The 24,143-nt window shown below is 69.3% G+C and carries 18 protein-coding genes; 8 read left to right on the top strand and 10 right to left on the bottom strand.

Translation table 11 applies throughout. From position 1 onward, the window contains the following. Position 1 precedes the first annotated feature (1 nt). From yidC to AB0F03_RS12495, 6 genes are all read left to right on the top strand, one after another. Positions 2-1,288, top strand: a complete 1,287-nt coding sequence (gene yidC, locus AB0F03_RS12520) for a membrane protein insertase YidC (RefSeq protein ID WP_361989616.1) — start codon at positions 2-4, stop codon at positions 1,286-1,288. A 15-nt stretch (positions 1,289-1,303) separates the two neighbouring features. Continuing rightward, positions 1,304-1,816 carry a R3H domain-containing nucleic acid-binding protein gene (locus tag AB0F03_RS12515; RefSeq protein WP_361989613.1) on the top strand — a complete coding sequence of 171 codons (513 nt, stop codon included), beginning with the start codon at positions 1,304-1,306 and terminating at the stop codon, positions 1,814-1,816. Positions 1,817-1,936: 120 nt separating this feature from the next. Beyond that, on the top strand, positions 1,937-2,653 hold the full coding sequence (rsmG, locus tag AB0F03_RS12510) for a 16S rRNA (guanine(527)-N(7))-methyltransferase RsmG (RefSeq protein ID WP_121787888.1): 717 nt from the start codon (positions 1,937-1,939) through the stop codon (positions 2,651-2,653). Between the two features lie 301 nt (positions 2,654-2,954). Further along, positions 2,955-4,028 carry a ParA family protein gene (locus tag AB0F03_RS12505; RefSeq protein WP_361989610.1) on the top strand — a complete coding sequence of 358 codons (1,074 nt, stop codon included), beginning with the start codon at positions 2,955-2,957 and terminating at the stop codon, positions 4,026-4,028. Next, the gene (locus tag AB0F03_RS12500; protein ID WP_361989607.1) at positions 4,025-5,125 is read left to right on the top strand and encodes a ParB/RepB/Spo0J family partition protein; all 1,101 of its coding nucleotides are present in this window, start codon (positions 4,025-4,027) and stop codon (positions 5,123-5,125) included. The genes AB0F03_RS12505 and AB0F03_RS12500 overlap by 4 nt, the downstream gene beginning before the upstream one ends. A 321-nt stretch (positions 5,126-5,446) precedes the next feature. Then, positions 5,447-6,064, top strand: coding sequence for a GNAT family N-acetyltransferase (locus AB0F03_RS12495; RefSeq protein ID WP_361989604.1), 618 nt, complete (start codon positions 5,447-5,449; stop codon positions 6,062-6,064). 100 nt (positions 6,065-6,164) lie between these two features. On the opposite strand, the gene trxA is transcribed toward AB0F03_RS12495, so the two are convergent. The 7 genes from trxA to AB0F03_RS12460 form a co-directional block, all read right to left on the bottom strand. After that, positions 6,165-6,497 (bottom strand): thioredoxin, encoded by a 333-nt coding sequence (gene trxA, locus AB0F03_RS12490; protein WP_361989602.1) that lies wholly within the window; start codon positions 6,495-6,497, stop codon positions 6,165-6,167. A gap of 51 nt (positions 6,498-6,548) precedes the next feature. Then, entirely contained in the window at positions 6,549-7,520 is a 972-nt protein-coding gene (gene trxB / locus AB0F03_RS12485; RefSeq protein WP_361989599.1) for a thioredoxin-disulfide reductase, read from the bottom strand. A 151-nt stretch (positions 7,521-7,671) separates the two neighbouring features. After that, positions 7,672-8,550: a hypothetical protein gene (locus AB0F03_RS12480; RefSeq protein ID WP_361989596.1), complete on the bottom strand. Its 879-nt coding sequence runs from the start codon at positions 8,548-8,550 to the stop codon at positions 7,672-7,674. Further along, positions 8,547-9,323, bottom strand: coding sequence for an RNA polymerase sigma factor SigM (sigM, locus tag AB0F03_RS12475; RefSeq protein WP_361989594.1), 777 nt, complete (start codon positions 9,321-9,323; stop codon positions 8,547-8,549). Before sigM ends, AB0F03_RS12480 begins: the two co-directional genes overlap by 4 nt. A gap of 26 nt (positions 9,324-9,349) precedes the next feature. Further along, positions 9,350-11,071 carry a protein kinase family protein gene (locus tag AB0F03_RS12470; RefSeq protein WP_361989591.1) on the bottom strand — a complete coding sequence of 574 codons (1,722 nt, stop codon included), beginning with the start codon at positions 11,069-11,071 and terminating at the stop codon, positions 9,350-9,352. A 118-nt stretch (positions 11,072-11,189) separates the two neighbouring features. After that, positions 11,190-13,583, bottom strand: a complete 2,394-nt coding sequence (gene murJ / locus AB0F03_RS12465) for a murein biosynthesis integral membrane protein MurJ (protein ID WP_361989589.1) — start codon at positions 13,581-13,583, stop codon at positions 11,190-11,192. Positions 13,584-13,628: 45 nt separating this feature from the next. Further along, entirely contained in the window at positions 13,629-16,001 is a 2,373-nt protein-coding gene (locus tag AB0F03_RS12460) for a DUF6049 family protein (protein ID WP_361989586.1), read from the bottom strand. A gap of 254 nt (positions 16,002-16,255) precedes the next feature. Between AB0F03_RS12460 and AB0F03_RS12455 the strand changes: the two genes are divergently transcribed. After that, entirely contained in the window at positions 16,256-17,722 is a 1,467-nt protein-coding gene (locus AB0F03_RS12455) for a CCA tRNA nucleotidyltransferase (RefSeq protein ID WP_361989583.1), read from the top strand. Between the two features lie 69 nt (positions 17,723-17,791). Here the strand turns inward: AB0F03_RS12455 and AB0F03_RS12450 are convergent, their stop codons facing one another. The 3 genes from AB0F03_RS12450 to AB0F03_RS12440 form a co-directional block, all read right to left on the bottom strand. Then, positions 17,792-19,087 carry an MFS transporter gene (locus AB0F03_RS12450; RefSeq protein ID WP_361989581.1) on the bottom strand — a complete coding sequence of 432 codons (1,296 nt, stop codon included), beginning with the start codon at positions 19,085-19,087 and terminating at the stop codon, positions 17,792-17,794. Between the two features lie 116 nt (positions 19,088-19,203). Further along, entirely contained in the window at positions 19,204-20,286 is a 1,083-nt protein-coding gene (locus AB0F03_RS12445; RefSeq protein WP_361989579.1) for an inositol-3-phosphate synthase, read from the bottom strand. 44 nt (positions 20,287-20,330) lie between these two features. Beyond that, complete coding sequence (locus AB0F03_RS12440; RefSeq protein WP_361989576.1) at positions 20,331-21,014, bottom strand: helix-turn-helix transcriptional regulator; 684 nt, start codon at positions 21,012-21,014, stop codon at positions 20,331-20,333. Positions 21,015-21,798: 784 nt separating this feature from the next. Between AB0F03_RS12440 and AB0F03_RS12435 the strand changes: the two genes are divergently transcribed. Continuing rightward, positions 21,799-24,090: a transglycosylase domain-containing protein gene (locus AB0F03_RS12435; protein ID WP_361989573.1), complete on the top strand. Its 2,292-nt coding sequence runs from the start codon at positions 21,799-21,801 to the stop codon at positions 24,088-24,090. The last annotated feature ends 53 nt before the right edge of the window (positions 24,091-24,143 follow it).

Raw genomic sequence — 24,143 nt, 5'->3', positions numbered from 1 at the left:
AGTGGACACGATTGCCAGCCTCTTCAGCTTCATCACGACACCCGTCTCATGGGTCATCGTCCAGTTCCACACGGTGTACGGCGCCATCTTCGGCCCCAACACCGGGTGGGCCTGGGGCCTGTCCATCGTGTCCCTCGTGATCCTGATCCGCATCTGCCTGATCCCGCTCTTCGTGAAGCAGATCAAGTCGACGCGCGCGATGCAGACGCTCCAGCCGGAGATGAAGAAGATCCAGGAGCGCTACAAGAACGACCGGCAGCGCCAGTCCGAAGAGATGATGAAGCTGTACAAGGAGACGGGCACCAACCCGCTCTCCTCGTGCCTTCCCATCCTGGCGCAGTCCCCGTTCTTCTTCGCCCTGTACCACGTGCTCAGCGGCATCGCCTCGCACAAGCAGATCGGCGTCATCGACGAGCAGCTGCTCAACAGCGCCCGTCAGGCGCACATCTTCGGTGCCCCGCTCGCCGCCAAGTTCATGGACAGCGCGAGCACGGTCGAGGCGCTGGGCGCCACGCTGACCGACGTCCGGGTCGTGACCGCGGTCATGATCGTGATGATGTCGTTCTCGCAGTTCTACACGCAGCGTCAGCTGATGACGAAGAACGTCGACACCACGGTGAAGACGCCGTTCATGCAGCAGCAGAAGATGCTGATGTACGTCTTCCCGGTCATGTTCGCCGTCTTCGGCATCAACTTCCCGGTCGGTGTCCTCGTCTACTGGCTGACCACCAACGTGTGGACCATGGGCCAGCAGATGTACGTCATCCGCAACAACCCGACGCCGGGCTCCAAGGCGCAGGCCGCCTACCTGGAGCGTCTGACCAAGCACGTCACCCAGCACGGCAAGATCCGCCGGCGCGGTGAGAAGGCCATCATCAAGGCGATCGTCGCCAAGGGCCGCGACCGCAACGAGTTCGAGCGCAAGTTCGTCAACGCGCTGAACAAGGCCGGTTTCGCCGCCCAGACCGACGGCACCGTGGTACGGAGCACGGCCCAGGCCGCGGCGCAGACCGAGGACGGCGTGACCACCACCGCGGCCGTGACGGGCACCGACACCGCCGCCCGGCGCCAGCAGCCGAAGCGGCAGAGCAAGTCCCAGCGCCAGTCCGGCGCGCCCAGGCAGCCGGGTGACGACTCGCCGTCGCTGGAGAAGGCCGACGAGCCGCAGGGCGCCAAGCCCGCCGCTGCCAAGCAGCCCCAGAAGTCCGGCTCCGGCACCCGCAGCAAGGCGCAGTCCGGCCAGCGCAAGGGTGGCCCGCAGCGGCCCAAGTCCCCGTCCAAGAAGTAAGAAGGAGCCCATCCCGTGACGGAAGGCACCACCTCCGCCGCTGCCGAGGGTGCAGACACCCTCTCCCGCCTGGAGCAGGAGGGTGAGATCGCGGCGGACTACCTCGAAGGTCTGCTGGACATCGCCGATCTCGACGGCGACATCGACATGGACGTCGAGGCCGACCGCGCCGCCGTGTCGATCATCGGCGACACCGGCAGCCGCGACCTGGAGAAGCTGGTCGGCCGGGACGGCGAGGTGCTGGAGGCGCTTCAGGAGCTGACGCGTCTGGCGGTGCACCGGGAGACCGGCGACCGCAGCCGGCTGATGCTGGACATCGCGGGGTACCGGGCCAGGAAGCGGGCCGAGCTGTCCGAGCTGGGCGCGAAGGCCGCCGCCGAGGTCAAGAGCAGCGGCGAGCCCGTGAAGCTCGCGCCGATGAGCCCGTTCGAGCGCAAGGTCGTGCATGACGCGGTCAAGGCCGCCGGACTGCGCAGCGAGTCCGAGGGCGAGGAGCCGCAGCGGTTCGTCGTCGTACTGCCCGCCTGATCGGACCCTTGCGTTTCACCGGCCCCGTCTGTTGAGCAGGCGGGGCCGAATATTTGTCAGCCTGGTAGTTCTGGTGGGCCGGTGCGCGAAGCGCCGGCGCTGTACGGAAGGACGGTCCCCGTGACGGAGGCAGCGGAGCTTCCCCCCGCGCCCGCGCAGGCGCGGGAAGTGTTTGGTGATCGCTTCGCGGATGCGGTGCGGTACGCGGAGCTGCTCGCCGAGGCGGGCGTGCAGCGTGGCCTCATCGGCCCGCGGGAGGTGCCCCGCCTGTGGGAGCGCCACCTGCTCAACTGTGCGGTGCTGTCCGAGGCCGTCCCGGAGGGCGTGACGGTCTGCGATGTCGGCTCGGGTGCCGGTCTGCCGGGTATCCCGCTGGCCCTGGTCCGTGACGACCTGAACATCACCCTGCTGGAGCCGCTGCTGCGGCGTACCAACTTCCTCAGCGAGGTCGTCGAGCTGCTCGGCCTGGACCACGTCACCGTGGTGCGCGGCCGTGCCGAGGAAGTCATGGGCAAGCTGCCTCCGGTGCACGTGGTGACCGCTCGTGCCGTGGCTCCGCTGGACCGCCTGGCCACCTGGGGCATTCCGCTGCTGCGTCCGTACGGCGAGATGCTCGCGCTGAAGGGCGACACGGCCGAGGAGGAGCTGAAGGCCGCGGCCTCTGCCCTCAGCAAGCTCGGCGCGGTGGAGACGTCCATCCTGCATGTGGGCGAGGGTGTGGTCGACCCGCTGTCCACCGTGGTGCGGGTCGAGGTCGGGGAGAGCCCGGGGGGTGTGCGGTTCGCGGCCAAGCGTGCGAAGGCGGCCCGTACCGGTCGTGTCCGCCGCCGTCGCTGATCCGTCCTGACGACGAGCCGTACTCCACACAAGCTGCCCCTTCGCGATACTCCGGAGTGTCGCGGAGTTTCGGTCGCAGGCGCTGTGCATCGTGTTTCACGTGAAACGTCGCTCATTGCTGCACGGCATCATCGGTCGCGGTCGCGCCGCGGCCGAGCCCCGCGACCGGAAGTCCCTCGGCTCGCTCGGACAGGAGCCCCCCTCCCCGGGGGCCCCGCCCCCCTCCCGGGTCACGGAGTTGTCCACAGAGGTGGATTTCTCCACAGAAGACCAGGCCTCACTGGTTCATCACCCCGACGGCATGGGAGGCTCTGTTCATTGCGAGCCTGATGTCGAGGAGAGTGAATCCGTGCGGTCCGACGCCAACATCGCGGGACCGATGACCGATCCGGTCCCCGGTCCCCGCACCGAGTCGATGGGGGCGGATGTTTCACGTGAAACACCGCCCCCGATGGACGACACTCCCATCGGTCGAGCGGCCCAACTGGCGGTGGAGGCCCTCGGCCGTGCCGGGGAAGGCCTGCCACGACCGGAGCAGACCCGACTGATCGTGGTCGCCAACCAGAAGGGTGGCGTGGGCAAGACGACGACGACCGTCAATCTTGCCGCCTCGCTGGCTCTGCACGGCAGCCGAGTCCTGGTGGTCGACCTCGACCCGCAGGGCAATGCCTCCACGGCTCTGGGGATCGACCACCACGCCGAGGTCCCCTCCATCTACGACGTGTTGGTGGAGAGCAGGCCTCTCGCCGAGGTCGTCCAGCCTGTCGTTGATGTCGAGGGCCTCTTCTGTGCCCCGGCCACCATCGATCTCGCGGGTGCGGAGATCGAGTTGGTGTCCCTGGTGGCCCGGGAGAGCCGGCTCCAGCGGGCGATTCAGGCGTATGAGCAGCCGTTGGACTACATCCTCATCGACTGCCCGCCTTCCCTCGGCCTGCTGACAGTCAACGCGCTGGTCGCGGGCCAGGAGGTTCTCATCCCGATCCAGTGCGAGTACTACGCGCTGGAGGGTCTGGGCCAACTGCTCCGCAACGTCGACCTGGTGCGGGGGCACCTCAACCCCACGCTGCATGTGTCGACCATTCTGCTCACCATGTACGACGGCCGGACGCGCCTCGCTTCCCAGGTCGCCGAAGAGGTGCGCACCCACTTCGGCGACGAGGTACTGCGGACGAGCATTCCCCGCTCCGTCCGTATCTCCGAGGCGCCGAGTTACGGGCAGACGGTGCTGACCTACGATCCAGGATCGAGCGGTGCCCTCTCCTACCTTGAGGCGGCCCGAGAAATCGCGCTGAGGGGCATCGGTGTCGGCTACGACGCCGGCCACGCCCACATCGGCGTCCAGAACGACCCGAACATGGTGGAGGGCATCCAGTGAGCGAGCGACGGAGGGGACTGGGCCGTGGACTCGGCGCGTTGATCCCCGCTGCCCCGACCGAGAAGACCCCGCCGCCGGCGGCGATGGGCGGCGGAGCATCGACCTCCCCCGCCGCCGTCCCGGTGCTGACGACCGACCGGGGGGTGGCCGCGGCGAAGGTGGCCACGCTGCCGCCTGTCGTACGCGAGGACGAGGTGACCCCGGTGAGCCCGGGGGTGGAGGTGCCCGCGCCTCCGATGGGCGCCCACTTCGCCGAGATCCCGCTGGACGACATCACGCCGAACCCGCGCCAGCCGCGTGAGATCTTCGACGAGGACGCGCTCCAGGAGCTGGTCACCTCCATTCGGGAGGTCGGCCTCCTCCAGCCCGTCGTCGTGCGCCAGCTGGGACCGGCCCGCTATGAGCTGATCATGGGCGAGCGCCGCTGGCGCGCCTGCCGCAAGGCCGGCTTGGAGGCCATCCCGGCCATCGTCCGGGCCACGGAGGACGAGAAACTCCTCCTGGACGCGCTGCTGGAGAACCTGCACCGGGCGCAGCTCAACCCGATCGAAGAGGCCGCTGCCTACGACCAGCTGCTGAGGGACTTCAACTGCACGCATGATCAGCTGGCGGACCGGATCGGACGCTCCCGACCGCAGGTCTCCAACACCCTGCGTCTGCTGAAGCTGTCGCCCACCGTGCAGAAGCGGGTGGCCGCCGGAGTGCTCTCGGCCGGTCATGCCCGGGCACTGCTGGCCGTGGAGGACTCCGAGGAGCAGGACCGGCTGGCGCACCGGATCGTGGCCGAGGGGCTGTCCGTGCGGTCCGTGGAAGAGATCGTCACGCTGATGGGATCGCGGCCTCAGAAGGCCTCGCGTTCCCGGGGCCCCCGGGCCGGCTCGGTGCCCTCTCCGGCGCTGAGCGAGCTGGCCACCCGGCTGTCGGACCGCTTCGAGACGCGGGTGAAGGTCGAACTGGGGCAGAAGAAGGGCAAGATCACCGTCGAGTTCGCTTCGCCGGACGACCTGGAGCGGATCCTCAGCACGTTTGCCCCGGGCGAGAAGCTGGCCCTCCAGAAGAGTCTTCAGGAGGACGCCGACGAGGAGACGCACGACTGACCCTCGGGCGGATCCGTCCCGTCGTGCAGGGAGCGGGCCGTGTCCGGTGTATGCCGGAACACGGCCCGCTCTTTGCTTTGAGGCGGTATCGAGTGAATCGCATCGTGGATACGATGCGAACAGGTATGGCGCATCCACCGGACAGCATCTGCATCTCTGAGCGGGAGTCGGGGCCATGCGATCGATGAGCCGCACCGGACTGGTGAGCGCGGGCCTGGGCCTCGGCGCGGTCGGCGGATTCGTCGGCAGCCTGCTCAGGGAGCGGAGCACTCTGACAGCCGCACACGATGCGGCGGGCCAAGGAAGCGAGGATCACCCTTCATGGGGCGTCGGCTCGTGCCGCTCACGCTGGACAACCTTCAGGACCTTCCCCAGCGCTGTCGCTCATGCGTCTTCTGGGAACTGGACCCCGTCAGCGGCGAAGCGGCGGTGACAGCGGGCACCTCCGCGACGGAGAAAGAGGCCTGGATCTCCGCCGTCCTGCTGGACTGGGGGTCGTGCGGCCGGGTGGCCTACGTGGACGACGTGCCGGCAGGCTTCGTGCTCTACGCCCCGCCGGCCTATGTGCCGCGCTCCACGGCCTTTCCCACGAGCCCGGTCTCACCGGACGCGGTCCAGCTGATAACGGCCTTCATCCTGCCCGGCTACCAGGGGCAGGGACTGGGCCGGATGCTGGTGCAGGCGGTCGCCAAGGATCTGCTGCGCCGGGGCTTCAAGGCGATCGAGGCGTTCGGCGACGCTCACTGGAAGGAGCCCGCCTGCCTGCTGCCCGCCGACCATCTGCTTGCCGTGGGCTTCAAGACGGTCCGTCAGCATCCCGCACATCCCCGGCTGCGGCTGGAACTACGGTCCACGGTCTCCTGGAAGGAAGACGTGGAGATGGCACTCGACCGCCTCCTGGGAGCGGTCCAGAAGGAACCCGCACTGAGGCCGCTCTAGGCGGAAGGCCGAGGGCCGACGGGCCACCGTCGGCACGCGGCCGCCCCATGCGAATGGGCCAACCCCGGGGGGTTGGCCCATTCGTGTTTCACGTGAAACGTCACTTGGTGATGAACTCGTCAAGGTCGCGCAGAAGCGCGGCCTTGGGCTTGGCGCCGACGATCGTCTTGGCGACCTCGCCGTCCTGGTAGACGTTCAGGGTCGGGATGGACATGACGCCGTACTTGGCGGCCGTGCCCGGGTTCTCGTCAATGTTGATCTTGACGATCTCGATCTTGTCGCCGAACTCGGCAGCGATCGCCTCCAGCGACGGGGCGATCTGGCGGCACGGGCCGCACCAGGCCGCCCAGAAATCCACCAGAACAGGCTTGTCGCTCTTCAGGACGTCCTGGTCGAAGGAATCGTCGGTCACAATCTTGAGGTTGCCGGCCACGGCGGGCTCCTTACCTTGGTCGTGCGGTGGGGCGAGGGGAGAAGAGGAAGGTCAGACGGCGGCGGTCTTCTCGGGCTCCGCCTGGTCCTCGTCCGCGAGGGCGGCGAGGAAACGCTCGGCGTCCAGAGCGGCGGAGCAGCCGGTACCGGCTGCGGTGATCGCCTGGCGGTAGGTGTGGTCGACCACGTCGCCGGCGGCGAAGACACCGGTCACGTTGGTGCGCGTGGACGGAGCGGCGACCTCCAGGTAACCCTCCGCGTCCAGGTCCAGCTGTCCCTGGAACAGCTCGGTGCGCGGGTCGTGGCCGATCGCGATGAACAGACCCGTGACGGGCAGCTCGGACAGCTCGCCGGTCTTCAGGTTGCGCAGTTTCAGTCCGGAGAGCTTCTGATCGCCCTGGATCTCGGCGACCTCACTGTCCCAGACGAACTTGATCTTCGGGTCGGCAAAGGCACGCTCCTGCATCGCCTTCGAGGCACGCAGGGTGTCCCGGCGGTGGACGATCGTCACGGACTTGGCGAACCGCGAGAGGAAGGTGGCCTCCTCCATCGCGGTGTCACCGCCGCCGATCACGGCGATGTCCTGGTCCCTGAAGAAGAACCCGTCACAGGTGGCACACCAGGAGACACCGCGGCCGGACAGCACGTCCTCCTTCGGCAGCCCCAGCTTGCGGTGCTGGGACCCGGTGGTCACGATGACGGCCTTCGCCTGGTGGACGGTGCCCGCGGTGTCGGTGACGGTCTTGATCTCACCGGTCAGGTCGACAGAGACGATGTCGTCCGGAACCAGCTCGGCGCCGAAGCGCTCGGCCTGCGCCCGCATGTTGTCCATGAGGTCGGGCCCCATGATGCCGTCGCGGAAGCCGGGGAAGTTCTCCACCTCGGTGGTGTTCATCAGGGCGCCGCCCGCGGTGACGGCGCCCTCGAACACCAGGGGCTTCAGCGACGCGCGGGCGGTGTAGAGCGCCGCCGTGTAGCCGGCGGGCCCGGAGCCGATGATGATCACGTTACGGACGTCGCTCACGGCTTGATTCCTCGTCTCTGGTCAGCGTCAGTCGACCGGTGAGAGCCCTTTTCAGGACTCTCACCCACCCAACGGATCCTACGGGGCGCGCATTCCCGATGTGTCCGAGCACACGCATGCGCACCGGCGCCGAAGAAGCGTTCCAGCTGACTCAGCGACGCGCGACGGACTGCTTCAGCAGAATCTCGCCGGCTGCCGCGCTGCTCCGCTGCCGCACGCAGGCCTCATCGACCACGTACGCGGTGACCCGCTTGGTGTCGTGAGCATCGGCCACGACGACGAGGTAGGCGGACTTCCCCGCATAGGTACCCGTCTTGGCGCCCAGGACGTCAGCGCCCCGGCTGAGCGCTTGCCGGACACAGTCGGGGACGGGGACGGCGGTCTGGATCAAGGGGTGCGGACCCGGCGTCACCCCCGGCGTGTCCGACCCGCCCTCGATGTCCGACCGTGGTTTCTCGCTGTCCTGCGGCAACCCCTTCTTCATGGCGAGGAGTCCGCGCACCTGGTTCTGCACGCTGTCACCGGAGAAGGCGGCGGCGGAAGGGGTCGGCGTCCCATGGGCCGTCGTGTGGCCGGCGTTGTCACCCAGTGACGTCACGACCAGGCCGCCGCCCCCCAGTACCGCGGCCGTGAGAACGGCACCCAGGACGAACCGGCGGCGTCGGCCACGCTCCGACGGCTTGCGCCCGGGCCCGGTCGTCGCACGCGGTCGTCCGGCGGGACGATCCGCCACGGTCGCCGTTTCACGTGAAACATGGTCGGCGGTGACTTCGCCGCCGGCACGCGGGGCCTCGGCGGACAGAGCGGCGTCGATACGCGCGGCCACATCGTCCGGCATCCGTTCCGGCTCCGGCACGGATCCCAGCAGGCTCCGGATCTCCTCCAGAGAGACGTACAGGTCCGCGCACGGCTCACACGTGCCCAGATGACGCCGCACATCGCTGCTCCGGTCCGGAGGAAGCAGGCCCTCGGTGAGGTCGGAGATGTCGGCGACGTCCGGGTGCCCGGCCGTGTCCGTCGTGGAAGTCACGCTCGCCCACCTCCGCCCTTCACTACGGCTGAATCGCTCGGCCCCGTGTCCAGGGGGCGTCCGCTCGGTGATCCCGTCGCCGGTGGGACGGATGTCCCCAGCGCCCGGTTCCGCCCCGGGCCGGATTCTTTCCGCCCGCCGGCGCCATCGGCTTCTTCACCGCCCCCGGTACGGGCGGACCGCGGATCCGCGCCCCCCTCGGGCCGGAGATGAGCGAGCAGAGGCAGCAGCCGGGCTCTGCCCCGGGCGCACCGGCTCTTCACCGTCCCCGTCGGCACCTCCAGGATCCGCGCGGCCTCGGCCACCGGGTAGCCCTGCATGTCCACCAGGACCAGGGCGGCCCGTTGCTCCGGCGGAAGGGTGCCGAGCGCTTCGAGGAGCTGGCGGTGCACGTCCTTGCGCTCGGCGGGCGCCGAGGCGGACTCGTGCGGTTCCAGCAGCTGCTCCAGCCGCTCGGTGTCATCGACCGGGGCGGTCTTGCGCGAGGCCGCCTTGCGGACCCGGTCCAGACAGGCGTTCACGGTGATCCGGTGCAGCCATGTGGTGACGGCCGACTGTCCCCGGAAGGTGTGGGCGGCCCGGTAGGCGGAGACCAGGGCGTCCTGTACCGCGTCGGCGGCCTCCTCCCGGTCCCCCAGTGTCCGTAGCGCGACCGCCCAGAGCCGGTCCCGGTGCCGTCGCACGATCTCACCGAAGGCTTCGGGATCGCCTTCCACGTGACGGGCGAGCAGATCCTTGTCGCTCGCTCCGTCGTATACGGCGCCCTCCGCCATCTGCCCCCTCCGGTCCGGGTGAGACGTCAGCCCGTGAACTTCACTTCGCCGATGGCCTGCTTGTAGCCGGCCTCGGCGTACAGGGCGGAGTCATACCCTGAATTGGGTACGGCCGTCAGCCAGACGAGGACGTACCGCGTCCTGACCGACTTGGTGACCTTCACCGTAGCGTTCGTGCCCGTCGTGGTGACCTTGCCGATCTGGGCCATCGAGTCCAGCGACGGCGGTGTCAGCGAGTCGGCCGCGTACAGCTCGACCGTCGTGTGGTCACCGGCGTAGCGCATGTCCAGGGTGGCGGTGCTGAGCTTCCGGGCCGAGCCGAGGTCGTAGACGATGCCGACGCCCGGCTTGAACGGCGCGATCGTGGGGCCTTCGTTGAAGCTCCTCGTCCTCCAGTAGGTGGACGCGTCCCCGTCGTACGTCTTGGCCACGTCGTCCGGGCGCTGGGCGTTCCCCCCGGCGACGAACTCCTGGCTGTGCTCGATCTTTATCGGCACCGGTTTGGTCTTCTCGGGGCTCTTGTCGCCGTCGTCCGTCGTCTGGCTCTTGTTGGTGTCGTCCGACGTGTCGCTCCGGTCCATCAGGGCATCCGCGAGCTGCCAGCTGCCCAGGCCCAGGGCGGCGATCAGGAGCGCCGACACCGCCCACTTCAGGGCCTTGCCGGTGCGGCTCTGGAGCGGGGGCGGCGGGGCCGCGATCGGCTGACCGACCCCGGGGTGCGGCGCCGGGCGACCGTAGGTGCCCTGCTGGTAGGTGGTGCGCTGGTAGTCCGGCGGGGCCGTGAACGACGGCTCGGGCGGGCGGATGCGGGGCATCTCGCCGATCGCCTTCACCAGCTCCTCCGGCGTGGTGCACGGAGCCTCGTGACGGGACGCCGTGGCCCCGTCGTTCACCAGGGCGCGCATGGTCAGCTCGGACAGACCGCGGTGCACCCCGGCCCGCACCTGGTCCGGTGCGATGAGGCCGATGTCCTTCGGAAGGCCGGACAGGCCGTAGGCGTCGTTCTCGTACGGCCAGCGCTGGGTCAGCGCCGCGTACAGCAGTGCGCCGATGGCCTCGGTGTCGGTGCGCTGCGGGGTGTCGGAGCTGACGCCGCGCAGCGCGGCGTTCACCGCGAGGCCGCGGATGCGCCACTGGCCGGTGGAGGTGCGCAGTACGGCGTTCGGGTTCAGCCGCAGATGGGCGAGACCCTCGCGGTGCGCCGCGGCCATGGCCGAGGAGATCTGACTGACCATCTGGTAGGCGTCGTGCGGTTCCAGCGGGCCGCTGGCGAGCAGCGTGGTCATCTCGGTGGCGTCGGGCAGCCACTCGTGCACGACGTACACGAGGTCGTTCTCCTCGACGGCGTCGAGGACCTGGACGAAACGCGGATCGCCGAGCAGCGCGGAGGAACGGGCGGCGGCGAGGACGGAGCGGGCCCGGACGTGGTTCGCGGGCAGGACATGGACGCCGACGGCACGGCGGAGTTTCTCGTCGACCGCTCGCCAGCTGCTGAAGCCGTCCAGACGGGTGACGCACTCCTCCAGCCGGTACCGTCTGGCCAGCTTGTGACCGCTGTGCAGTTCCAGAGGCGAAGCCTTCTGTGCGGGACTCTCGGTGCCGCCACTTCCCTGTGCCTGGTCGCTGTCCGTGTCCCGCTCCGGGTTCTTGGCCACCCCGTCGGCCGTGGACTGGTCCGCCTTGGCGGTCAGCGGTTGCTCACCGCTGGTGTCTGCCACGTCGACGGCAGCCGTGCTCCGTTCCGCCACCGTCGTCCCTGCCTCCCCATCCGTTGCACGCTGTCCGACGCCGAAACCAATTGTGCCCACAGTCTGGCGCTATGCACGACACACAGCGGCGGACGATGGTTGTGCGCCTACCCCCGCCTCAACGCCCCAGACGCCCGCGCACCATACCCACGAGCGAGTTGAGTTCCTCGATGCGCATCCGTCGGGCCGCCACGAAGAAGACACCCAGCAGGACGACGCTGCCGGCGAGCAGCGCCGCGAACGAGCCGACGACGCCCTGGCCGAGGGTGTGCCCGATGGCGTAGACGGCCGCGCCGCTGAGCAGGGCCGCCGGCACGGAGGCGATGCCCAGCCGCGCGTACGTGCGCAGCACCCGGGCCCCGTCCAGGTCGCCGCCCAGCCGCTTGCGCAGCCGCCGCCAGGCGATGCCCACACCGATGGCGTAGGCGAGGCCGTAGGCGGCTGCCATGCCGGCGACCGCCCAGCGCGGCGGCAGCAGGAAGTAGCACAGGGCCGAGGCGCCCGCGTTGACCGCGGCCACGATGACCGTGTTGTAGAAGGGGGTGCGGGTGTCCTCGTAGGCGTAGAAGGCGCGCAGGACGACGTACTGCACCGAGTACGGGATCAGGCCGAGACCGAAGGCCATCAGCATGTAGCCCATGTTCACGGCGGCGCCGGTGCCCGCGGAGCCGAAGATCAGCGTGCACAAGGGGACGCCGAGCGCGAGGAAGCCGAAGGCGATCGGGACGATGGCGACCGCGGTGGTGCGCAGACCCTGCGAGATGTCGTCCCGGACCGCGCCGCCGTCACCCTCGGCGGCCGAACGCGAGATGCGCGGCAGCAGGGCGGCCATCAGGGAGACGGTGATGATGGCCTGCGGCAGACCCCAGATCAACTGGGCGTTGGCATAGGCGGCGATGCCGACGCCCTTGATGCCGGAGTCCTTGCCGGCGGCGGTGGACAGCTGCGTCACCACCATGGCGCCCGCCTGGTTGGCGAGCACGAACAGGACCGTCCACTTGGCGAGCATCGCGGCCTTGCCCAGGCCGTGGCCGCGCCAGTCGAAGCGCAGCCGCACCCGGAACCCGGTCTCGCGCAGATACGGGATCATCGCCAGCGACTGGACGACCAGACCGAGCAGCACACCGATGCCGAGCAGACGCTGGCCCTCCGGCGGGATGTTCGTGACGGTCATGTGGGAGTTGGCCGCGGTGCCGTAGACCCAGATGAACAGGCCGAGCGTCACGATGATGACTACGTTGTTCAGGACCGGGGTCCACATCATCGCGCCGAACTTCCCGCGCGCGTTGAGGATCTGCCCCATCACCACATGGATGCCCATGAAGAAGATCGAGGGCAGGAAGTAGCGGGTGAAGGTGACGGCGACGTCGTTGGCCGCCGGGTTGGTGGCGACCGGGTTCGACAGCAGGCGCACCAGGAGGGGCGCGGCGAACATCGCGAGACCGACTAGCGCCGCCAGCGCCACCATGACCAGGGTCAGGAGCCGGTTGGCGAAGGCCTCGCCGCCGTCCTCGTCCTCCTTCATGGAGCGCACCAGCTGCGGCACGAACACGGAGTTCAGGCCGCCGCCGACGGTGAGGATGTAGATCATGGTCGGCAGCTGGTAGGCCACCTGGAAGGAGTCGGCGAGGAAGCCGAGGCCCAGTGCCGCGGCGATCAGCGCGGAGCGGACGAAGCCGGTGAGGCGGGAAACCATCGTGCCCGCCGCCATGACGGCGCTGGACTTCAGCAGTCCGGTGGCCCGTCCGCCCTTCTTGGCGGGCGCGGCGGGAGCACCGGGAGCGGCGTCGGCCGCGCGCTCCTCCGGCCCGGCGGTCCGGGTACCGCCCGGGACACCGGGCGGGCCCGGCGCTGCGGCCGGGGCGGGCACCGGGGACTGCGCCGGGTGTCCGGCGCCGGGACCGGCCGCGTAGGAGGCCTGGGCCGGGTAGGAGTCCCCGGTGTACGGGTTGTCCTGCTGCGGGCCCTGGCCGTACGGACCGCCGTGACCGCCGCCCGGCGCGCCGGCCGGGCCGGGGACGACCGGCGGATCCATGGGCGAGTGCCCGCCGCTGTGCTGCTGGTCCCTGAAGAGATGCGCGAAGGCGTCCGGCTCGTGGTATTCCTCGCCGGAGTGCGTGACCAGGTCGTCCACGCCCACGAACTGGGTGGTGCGCGGGTCGTCGCCGTACGGCAGATACGGGGCCGGCGCCTCCGGCTCGGGGGCCGGTGTCTGCGCCCACACGTGCGGGTCGGGCGAGTACGGCGACCGGGCGGGCGGGGCGTACAGCGGCTGCTGCGGGTCGTACGTCCCCGCCGGCGGCGGCGGGTGCGCGGCGCGGTCGTAGAGCGCCTCGGCGACCGGGTCCTGGGCGGACAGGTCGTGCGCTCGGTAGGGATCCTGCTCGTAGGTGTCCTGGAGGTACATGTCCGCCGCGTGCTGCGGCGGCACCTGGCCAGGCTCGGGCGACGGCTCGGGGTAGCCCGAACCGGCAGCGCCCTCGCCGCGGTCACCGTCGTACGGCGCGCTCATGCTTACCCCACCTCATCGTCCCGGGCCCACCGGCCACGACATCGCTCAACGGTCCACTCTCTCACCCGTCCCGGACGGGTCGGCGCTTTCCGGTGCGGTGTCCGGCGCAGGGTCACTCCGCTGCTCCGGGCCGCCTGCCCCGGAGGCGGAGTCGGGCTCTTCCTGGAGACGGTCCCCAGGGGCCCCGGGGTTCCCCGGTTCGTCCGTGTCCCCTTCCGCCGTGCCGGAACCGTCCTCGCCGGCCTGCCGGGCGGCGGCACGCTTGCGCTGGGTGTACATCCGGAAACCGGCGAGGACGAGGAGCAGCACGCCGCCGCCGATGACCAGCATCACGGTGGGGGTGACCTCGGTGACCTTCACGTCGAAGGTGACGGCGTCGCCGTACTCCTGACCGTCCTCGGTGAACAACTGGGCGATGACCGTCACCCGGCCGTTGGCGTTGGCCGAGGTGGTGAACTTCACCGACTGGCTGTGCCCGCCGGAGACGTCCACCGGCTGTTCGTCGTAGGCCTTGCCGCCGATCTTGAGGCGGGTCGGCATGGTGGAGGTGAGGCGCAGCACCAGGTGGCCGACCGGCTGTACCAGGCGGTTCTGGACGGTCACCGGGATGGTGGCGCTGCGGCCCGAGAGCTTGGTCTCCGACTTGTCGATCAGCCTGACCTGATCGGCCAGCTCGTCGAGCCACGTCTCCACACCGTCCCGGTAACCGGCCGCCTCGTCGCCGCTACCGCGCCATGACGTCGACATCTCCCGGTGTATGGCCAGCCCGAACGGGGTGGCCACGCGGGACCGGTCGGTGAGGATGACCTGGAAGTTGTCGAGCTTGTCCTGGGTACGGGCGATCTGCCCGAAGACCGCGCGCGGCAGCTCCTGCCGGCGCAGCGAGCGCGGGTACACGGACGTCGAGGGGATGCGCGTGGTGGCACCCGGGTCGGGCTTGGCCTTGGCCGCCGCGGTGAGGTCCTGCGACTGGGACCAGCCGCTGTCCTGGAGCTCCCTCAGCGCTGCCGCCATCGCCTGTGCCTGGCTCGCCGTGGGCACGCGCTGCGGGGCGACGACGACGCTGCGCTCCTCGTCCGTCTGCGCGTTCAGCTCCAGGCTCTGCGCCAGGAACCGCTGTACGGCGAGCGTGGCCGAGCCCGCCTTCGTCATGTCACCCTCGAACGCCCGGGACAACCGGGCGTCGGCGACCACCGCCGTGGTGCCCCCGCCGACCGGGCGGGCGGCGGACGGCGTGTAGGGCAGGCCGGCGGTCTCCTGGAGGCTGTCGCTGCGGGCGATCACCCGGTCGGCGCCGGCGGACGTCGCGACCTTCATGATCGACGGATCCACGGCGCCGTTCACGGGCCAGGCGAAGTCGGTGGTCGGCGTGACGTGGAGCACCGTCTTCACCGTGGTCGCGGCGACGTCGGTGGCGTCCTTGAGGTGGCTGAGAGAACCGGTGACGCTGGTGCCCCTGTGCGCCAGGGAAGCCAGGTCCGGGTCGGCGAAGGGCAGGGCGACGACCTCTTTGCCGGCCACCGCCTTCTGGAGTCCGGCCAGCCACTGCTTGGCGACCGCCTGGTGTTCCCGGGAGCCGGGCGTGGTGGTGCCGTCGGCATCAGGAAGGCGGTAGTTGCCCGTGGCCATCGCGTCGACCGAGGCCAACAGGTCCGGGTCGATCACCCAGGTCACGTCGAGGTCCTTGCCCAGATCCACCATCTGGGCCAGCCGGCCGCCCGGTGCCAGCTCCTTGGCCAGGTCGTCGTCGAGGAACACCGGTGTCTGAAGGTCACCGGCCCCCGTCTTGGCCGTCATGTGCACGGTGGAGATCAGCGGCCACAGGAACGTCGTCCTGGTCCGGGTGTCGGCCTCGGACGACTGCCACGGCAGGAACGTCTGCCGGATGCCGAGCAGATGGTCCCAGGGCTGTGCGGAGGTCTGCCCGGACAGGGAGACCCCGAACTCGTAGACCCCGTCCTCGCCGAGGTCGAGCTTGTCCACGGGGACGGAGATGCTGAAGTGTTCGGCGACGCCCGGGGGCAGTGTGGCGAACTTCTCCTCGTACTTGTCGTCGACCTCGGTGCCGGTGCCGCCCTGCGGTTCGTCGGAGTGCCGGGCGATGGAGTCGATGGCCGAGCGGGTGGTGAGCCGGGGCCCTACCCGCAGGTTCACGTGGGCGCCCGTGACGGTCCGCTTGCCGTTGTTGGTGACCGTGCCGGCGACGGTCAGAGTGTCGCCGTCCGTGGGTACGCGGGGGCTCAGGTTGTCCAGGGAGACGGACACCGGGGCCGAGGACGCGGCCTGCGCGGGCGTCGCGGCGGGCAGCTGGAGGAGACCGGCCAGCAGAGGCGCCCCGGTGAGCAGTGCTCCCGCGCGTCGCATCCACCGGCGGGCAGATGAGGCACTGGTCCCCTGGAAGTCAGCCGCCTCGGCCACGCGCTCGCCCGTCCCTCGTCGTCGTCAGTGGTCGTCGGAATGTGCGTCCACGCATGGTAACGATGCGCGCCGAGGGGAAGTGCCGCGGTCTCCTCCACAAGATCGGAAGGAGAACGGCGACCCGTCCTCTATATCCAGTATCGACGGGAGAGCGGCTGTACGCCGCAAGAGCAGCGCTTGCACGGGTATGGAAGGAGCTGTCCGCGCCGTTCGACGGGGCGCCCCGGCCGCGCGGGCACGTACCCTTTTCTGTTGTGCCGAACCCCAACGAAGACACTCCCTCTGCCCTGAGCCAGGCGCAGCAGCGCGCGGTCGCCGAGCTGCTGCGGGTGGCTCCCGTCGCCGACGACCTCGCCCGCCGATTCCAGGAGGCCGGGTTCTCACTCGCCCTGGTCGGCGGTTCGGTCCGCGACGCGCTGCTCGGCCGGCTCGGCAATGACCTGGACTTCACCACCGACGCCCGCCCCGAGGACGTACTGAAGATCGTCCGGCCATGGGCGGACGCGGTCTGGGAGGTGGGGATCGCGTTCGGCACGGTAGGCGCACACAAGAGTGCCCGCGTCGGCGACACCGACTGGGACTTCCAGATCGAGATCACCACCTACCGGTCGGAGGCCTACGACCGCACCTCGCGCAAGCCCGAGGTGTCGTACGGCGACTCCATCGCGGAGGACCTGGTCCGTCGTGACTTCACGGTGAACGCGATGGCCGTGGCACTGCCGGAGAAGGAGTTCATCGATCCGCACGGTGGTCTGGCGGACCTCGCGGCGCGCGTGCTGCGGACCCCGGGCACGCCCGAGGCGTCGTTCTCGGATGATCCCCTGCGCATGATGCGGGCCGCCCGGTTCGCCGCCCAGCTGGACTTCGAGATCGCCCCCGAGGTCGTCACCGCCATGACGGAGATGGCCGGGCGTATCAGGATCGTCTCGGCGGAGCGGATCCGTGACGAGCTGAACAAGCTCGTCCTGTCCGCCCATCCGCGCAAGGGACTGACCGTACTCGTGGACACCGGGCTCGCCGAGCACGTCCTGCCCGAGCTGCCGGCGCTCCGCCTGGAGCGCGACGAGCACCACCGGCACAAGGACGTCTACGAGCACACGCTGATCGTCCTGGAACAGGCGATCGCGCTGGAGCAGGACGGGCCGGATCTCACGCTCCGGCTGGCCGCGCTGCTCCACGACATCGGGAAGCCGCGTACCCGCCGCTTCGAGGACGACGGCCGTGTCTCCTTCCACCACCACGAGGTGGTGGGCGCGAAGATGACGAAGAAGCGCATGACCGCCTTGAAGTACTCCAACGAGCTGGTGAAGGACGTCTCACGGCTGGTCGAGCTCCACCTGCGCTTCCACGGGTACGGCACCGGGGAGTGGACGGACTCGGCGGTCCGACGCTACGTCCGTGACGCGGGGCCGCTGCTGGACCGCCTGCACAAGCTGACCCGCTCCGACTGCACCACCCGCAACAAGCGGAGAGCGGCCGCGCTGTCCCGGGCTTACGACGGCCTGGAGGAGCGCATCGCCCAGCTTCAGGAGCAGGAGGAGCTGGACTCCATCCGTCCCGACCTCGACGGCAACCAGATCATGAAGATCCTGGACGTCGGGCCCGGCCCGGTCATCGGCAAGGCGTACAAGCACATGCTGGAGTTGCGCCTGGAGAACGGCCCGATGGGACAGGACGCCGCGGTGGAGGCCCTCAAGGAGTGGTGGGCCGCGCAAAGCTGAGCCGGACTGTGCCCCGGCGGTGTTTCACGTGAAACACCTGCGCGGGCTGACGGCATCCGGGGCGGTGTTTCACGTGAAACACCGCCCCTCGTCGCGTCCGGCCTCATGTCGTGCGAAGCGGGCCAGAGTCACGGAGATCCCGCCGTAGACCAGGGCGACCAGCACCACCAGTACGCTCGAGCGGCCGTCCGGTGGCAGCATCAGGGCCGCCACACCTGCCGCGCCGACGAAGGCCACGTTGAAGAGGACGTCGTACACGGAGAAGACGCGGCCACGGAAGTCGTCGTCCACACCTGCCTGTACGAGGGTGTCCGTGGCGATCTTGGCGCCCTGAGTGATCACGCCCAGGACGAAGGCCGCGGCCAGGAGCGGGGCGGTGGCGAAAGGGAGACCGAGAGCCGGGACGAGCACCGTCGCCGTACCGGAGCACACCACGATCCAGCGGCTGGGGCCGAGCCGGCCCGCCGCCCAGGGTGTCACCACGGCCGCCGCGAAGAATCCCGCGCCGGACAGCGCCAGTGCCGGCCCGAGCAGGCGCAGTCCTTCTTCGGGAGTGTCGGAGAGGGCGTAGCGGCAGAGCATGAGCAGCAGCACGAGAAGCGCGCCGTAGCAGAAGCGCATCAGCGTCATCGCGACCAGGGCCCAGGCGGCCTCCCGGCGCCGGGGCGCGGCCAGGTGCCGCACGGCCGCGGACAGTTCGCGTGCCGTCTCGGCGAGTGCCGTACCGAGGTGAGGGCGAGCCGGATGCCGGTCGGGACCGAGGAGGCCGGGAGCCAGGCTCAGTGACGCCAGGCTCGCGCACAGGTACAGGAGCGCGCCGAGCAGTACGACCGCGGCGTCCGATCCCGAGGCCAGGAGCCGCACACCGAGAGCCAGGCCTCCGCCGGCGGTCGCGGCGAGCGTGCCGGCCGTGGGTGAGACCGAGTTGGCCAGCACCAGGCGCTCGGCGTCCACCACGCGGGGCAGGGCGGCGGACAGCCCGGCGAGAACGAAGCGGTTGACGGCTGTGACGCAGAGAGCGGAGACGTAGAACAGCCAGTCGGGGACACGGCCGATGATGAGGCCGGCGGTGGCCGCAGCGAGTACGGCCCGCAGCAGGTTGCCGTACACGAAGACCTGCCGGCGCCGCCAGCGGTCCAGCAGGACCCCGGCGAACGGGCCCACCAGGGAGTAGGGGAGCAGCAGGACCGCCATCGCCGAGGCGACCGCGGCGGCCGAGGTCTGCTTCTCCGGGGAGAAGACGACGTAAGCGGCGAGCGCGACCTGGAAGACGCCGTCGGCCCCCTGGGACAGGAGACGGACGTACAGCAGACGCCGGAAGTACCGCAGACGCGACAGGAGACGCAGGTCTCGTACGACAGGCATGGGGCACAGCCTCACACATGAGGAAGGTCCCCGGGTCAGGGGACCCGGGGACCTTCACCGCCCTGGCAGGAGCGTTGTGCGATGCGCCGCTGTGCCGAGCCGGCGATCAGCTGTGGCTAGCGCTCGACGTCACCGCGGATGAACTTCTCGACGTTCTCGCGGGCCTCGTCGTCGAAGTACTGGACCGGCGGGGACTTCATGAAGTACGAGGACGCCGACAGGATCGGGCCGCCGATGCCGCGGTCCTTGGCGATCTTCGCGGCGCGCAGGGCGTCGATGATGACACCCGCGGAGTTCGGGGAGTCCCAGACCTCGAGCTTGTACTCCAGGTTCAGCGGGACGTCACCGAAGGCGCGGCCCTCGAGACGGACGTAGGCCCACTTGCGGTCGTCCAGCCAGGCCACGTAGTCCGACGGGCCGATGTGGACGTTCTTCTCGCCGAGGTCCCGGTCGGGGATCTGGGAGGTGACGGCCTGCGTCTTGGAGATCTTCTTGGACTCCAGGCGCTCACGCTCGAGCATGTTCTTGAAGTCCATGTTGCCGCCGACGTTCAGCTGCATCGTGCGGTCGAGGACGACACCGCGGTCCTCGAACAGCTTCGCCATGACGCGGTGCGTGATGGTGGCGCCGACCTGGGACTTGATGTCGTCACCGACGATCGGCACACCGGCCTCGGTGAACTTGTCAGCCCACTCCTTGGTGCCGGCGATGAACACCGGGAGGGCGTTGACGAACGCGACCTTGGCGTCGATGGCGGCCTGCGCGTAGAACTTCGCGGCGGCCTCGGAGCCCACGGGGAGGTAGCAGACCAGGACGTCGACCTGCTTGTCCTTCAGGATCTGGACGATGTCGACCGGCTCGGCGTCCGACTCCTCGATGGTCTCGCGGTAGTACTTGCCGAGACCGTCGAGGGTGTGGCCGCGCTGGACCGTCACACCGGTGCTGGGAACGTCGCAGATCTTGATGGTGTTGTTCTCGGAGGCGCCGATCGCGTCCGCGAGGTCCAGGCCGACCTTCTTGGCGTCGACGTCGAACGCGGCGACGAACTCGACGTCGCGCACGTGGTAGTCACCGAACTGCACGTGCATCAGGCCGGGGACCCTGGACGCCGGGTCGGCGTCCTTGTAGTACTCGACTCCCTGCACCAGCGACGCCGCGCAGTTGCCCACGCCGACGATGGCTACGCGAACCGAACCCATTCCGGTTGCTCCCTGTGTGTACGAGTGAGGCCCTGACTGGGCGCTCACGTGGCGGTGTCGTCGGGCGTATCCGTCCCGGAGGTGTCCCCGGGGCGGGGCAGGCCGCCCGTCGATCCTGTGGTGGTGTCCTGCTGAGCGGGCCCCCCGGATGCGGAACCCTTCAGGTCCCGCCCGGCCCGCTCGCTCTCGATGAGCTCGTTCAGCCAGCGCACTTCGCGCTCCACGGACTCCATGCCGTGGCGCTGTAGCTCAAGCGTGTAGTCGTCCAGGCGCTCCCGGGTGCGCGCCAGGGAGGCGCGCATCTTCTCCAGGCGCTCCTCAAGGCGGCTGCGCCGGCCCTCCAGCACGCGCATGCGCACGTCGCGCGAGGTCTGCCCGAAGAAGGCGAACCGTGCGGCGAAGTGCTCGTCCTCGTACGCGTCGGGGCCGGTCTGCGAGAGGAGTTCCTCGAAGTGCTCCTTGCCTTCCGCCGTCAGCCGGTAAACGATCTTGGCGCGGCGGCCGGCGAGAGGGGCGGCGAGCGCGTCCTCGTGGGTGCTTCCCGGCTCCTCGATCAGCCAGCCGATGGTGACCAGCGTCTTCAGGCAGGGGTACAGCGTCCCGTAGCTGAACGCACGGAACACACCCAGTGAGGTGTTCAGGCGTTTGCGCAGCTCGTAGCCGTGCATCGGGGATTCGCGGAGCAGGCCGAGTACGGCGAACTCGAGGATGCCGGAACGCCGGCTCATCGTCGCCTCCTCCCGGTCCCGCAGGCCGATCCCGCAGGTCTCGCAGTGCCTGTCCGTGTCTTTATACCGTGCTGATGTATCGACTCGATACATCAGCACGATAGAACGGCCGACTGTGAGCGACAAGGGGGATGACGGTGAACGGGATCACATCACCGATTCGTTGGAGGCAAGTTGCCTGTTTTGGGGTGAACTTCGGGGCTCGGCAGGTTTTGGCGGTGCGTAGTCTGTGCGGCATGCACGCCACCGGGAACCACGTGGCGCCCGGGACGCGTCGTCGTCCTCGGTGCAGTACGGGTGAATGCGGAACCGACCACATCCGTACTTCGGGGGGACCGGAAACCAGCCGCCGTTCCAGGCGCGCACGGGTGCGCCTGCCCGAGGAGTAAATCGTTCGATGAGCGAGCACCGTCGCAAACCGCCGCAGCCGCAGGGAGGCGGACGTGCCGCGGCCCGACGCGGCCAGTCCGGTTCGTCCCCCGGCCGCCGTGCGGCACCGCGAGGCGCCACCGGGTCCCCTGCCGACTCCTATGCGTCCAGTTCCTACGGTCCGGATTCCCAGGACTCGGGAGGCGATGCCTACGGCAGCCGTGCCGAGGCCCGCCGGGCGGCGCAGAAAGGCGGCCGCCGCAGACCGGCCGACGCCGTGGCCCCGGACGGCCGGCGTGGTGGTCCGGGTGGTCCGGGCGGCCCCGGACGCGGCAGGGGCCGGGCGACAACGGCACCCGGCAAGAAGCGGCTGATCGACTATCCCCGGGCCGGCAGGCACGGCTGGGGGCGCTGGGTGCCGTCCTGGAAGCTGGTCAGCGGCCTGTTCATCGGCTTCCTCGGCGGTCTGGTCGCGATGGTGGGCATCGGGTACGCGATGGTCTCGATCCCCAACGAGAACGACGCGGCCAAGTCCCAGAACAACGTCTACTACTGGGCCGACAAGAGCCAGATGGTCGCCACGGGCACCGGCGTCAACCGGCAGAACGTCAACATCGAGCAGATCCCCGTGGCGATGCGCTACGCCGTGATCTCCGCCGAGAACAAGTCCTTCTACCAGGACTCGGGTATCGACCCCATGGGCATCGCGCGTGCCGTGGCCAACATGGCGCGGGGCGGTCAGACGCAGGGCGGCTCGACCATCACCCAGCAGTACGTGAAGAACACGTACCTCAGCCAGGACCAGACGCTCACCCGCAAGTTCAAGGAGATGTTCATCTCCATCAAGGTGGGCACGAAGCTGAAGAAGAACGACATCCTGCGGGGCTACCTGAACACCTCGTACTTCGGCCGGGGCGCGTACGGCATCCAGGCCGCGGCGCAGACCTACTACGGCAAGGACGCGGTCGATCTCCAGCCGAGCGAGTGCGCCGTCCTCGCGGCTCTGCTCAAGGGCCCGACGTACTACGACCCGGCGGGCGCCCAGGATCTCGACAAGTCGGCGAGCGCCCCGGCCAACAAGAAGCGGTCCCAGGCCCGCTGGGCCTGGATCCTCGGCGAGATGCACAAGGACAAGCGCCTCAGCGACGCCGAGTACAAGAAGGCGATCAAGAAGTACCCGATGCCGGACGGGCGCAAGGCGACCAAGGGCATGACCGGGCAGATCAGCTACCTGGCCGACACGGCGAAGAAGTACGTCCTCGCCCACTCCGACATCACGGAGGCCCAGTTCGACCGGGGCGGCTACCAGATCTACACGACGTTCCAGAAGGGCAAGGTCAACGCCCTGTCCAAGGCCGTCAAGAACGTGCAGAAGGACCGGCTCGACCCGAAGCACCGCGACCTCGACAAGTACGTCCAGTTCGGCGCGGCCTCGGTGGTGCCCAGGGACGGCGCCATCGTCGCTCTCTACGGTGGTGACGGCTACGAGAACGGGCATTTCACGAACAACGCGGACACCTCCGGCGTCCCGGTGGGTTCGACCTGGAAGCCGTTCGTGCTCGCCGCGGCCATGAAGTACGGCACGTACGACTCCAAGGGCGAGGGTCTCTCTCCGCTGAGCAAGTACAACGGCAACGACCACTTGAAGGTCCACAAGCCGGACGGGTCGTTCTACCTCAACAAGGACAACTCGTACTTCTTCCAGAACAACGAGAGCGACCATCCGTGGGGGTACATCACCCTGCGCAAGGCGATGGAGCAGTCCGTCAACACACCGTTCGTGCAGCTCGGCGTCGACGTGGGGATGACGCACGTCCGGGACGTCGCCAAGTCCGCCGGCATCCTCGGTGACAGCATGTCGCAGGACCTCAACCCGTCCTTCGCCATCGGTACGTCGACGCCCAGCGCGATCCGCATGGCCGACGCCTACGCGACGTTCGCCGCGTCCGGCAAGCAGGCGGACCCGTACTCCGTGACCGCGGTCAAGGTCAACGGCGCGGACGCGCCCAGCTTCGTCAAGCCCAGGCCCGCCCCCCAGCAGGTACTGGACCCGAACATCGCGAACAACGTCACCGACGTCCTGGAGAACGTGATCCAGAACGGCACGGGCACGAACGCCAAGGCTCTCGGCCGGACGGCGGCCGGCAAGACCGGTACCACCGACGAGAACAAGTCGGCCTGGTTCGTCGGCTACACCCAGCAGCTGTCGACCTCGGTGGCGATGTTCCGCGAGAACCCCAAGGACCACAAGCTGCTGTCCATGAACGGCACGGCGGGCGTGGACTCCATCCACGGTGGCGACATCCCGACATCGGTGTGGACCGAGTACATGAGGACCGCGCTCAAGGGCAAAAACGATCCCGGTTTCCCGTCCGCCACCGAGATCGGCTCGGTCCAGGACGAGGTGGGCGCCCCCTCCCCGACCCCGAGCGCCACGTTCACCCCGACTCCGACTCCGACGCCGAGCGCCACACCGAGTCCGACGCCCAGCGAGACGACGCCCACGCCGTCTCCCTCGGCCAGCGCGTCCTGCACCTTCGGGTGGGGCAACACCTGCGACGGGAACACCACCGGCACCGGTGGCACGGACACGGGCGGGGGCACCGACGGAGGCACCACCCCGACGCCCACGGACACAGTCGGGAACGGGAACACCCGGGGCAACGGCAACGGCAACGGAGGCTTCTTCGGAGGCCCGACCGGTTAGCGAGGCGATCTGCCCCGTTGGTGCTCATATCGCCAACGGAGGGTGTTTCACGT

The sequence above is a fragment of the Streptomyces sp. NPDC028722 genome (assembly GCF_040637655.1).
Classification (GTDB): Bacteria; Actinomycetota; Actinomycetes; order Streptomycetales; family Streptomycetaceae; genus Streptomyces.
The sequence above is the reverse complement of the archived record's forward strand: the minus strand, read 5'-3'. Positions and strand labels throughout refer to the sequence as shown.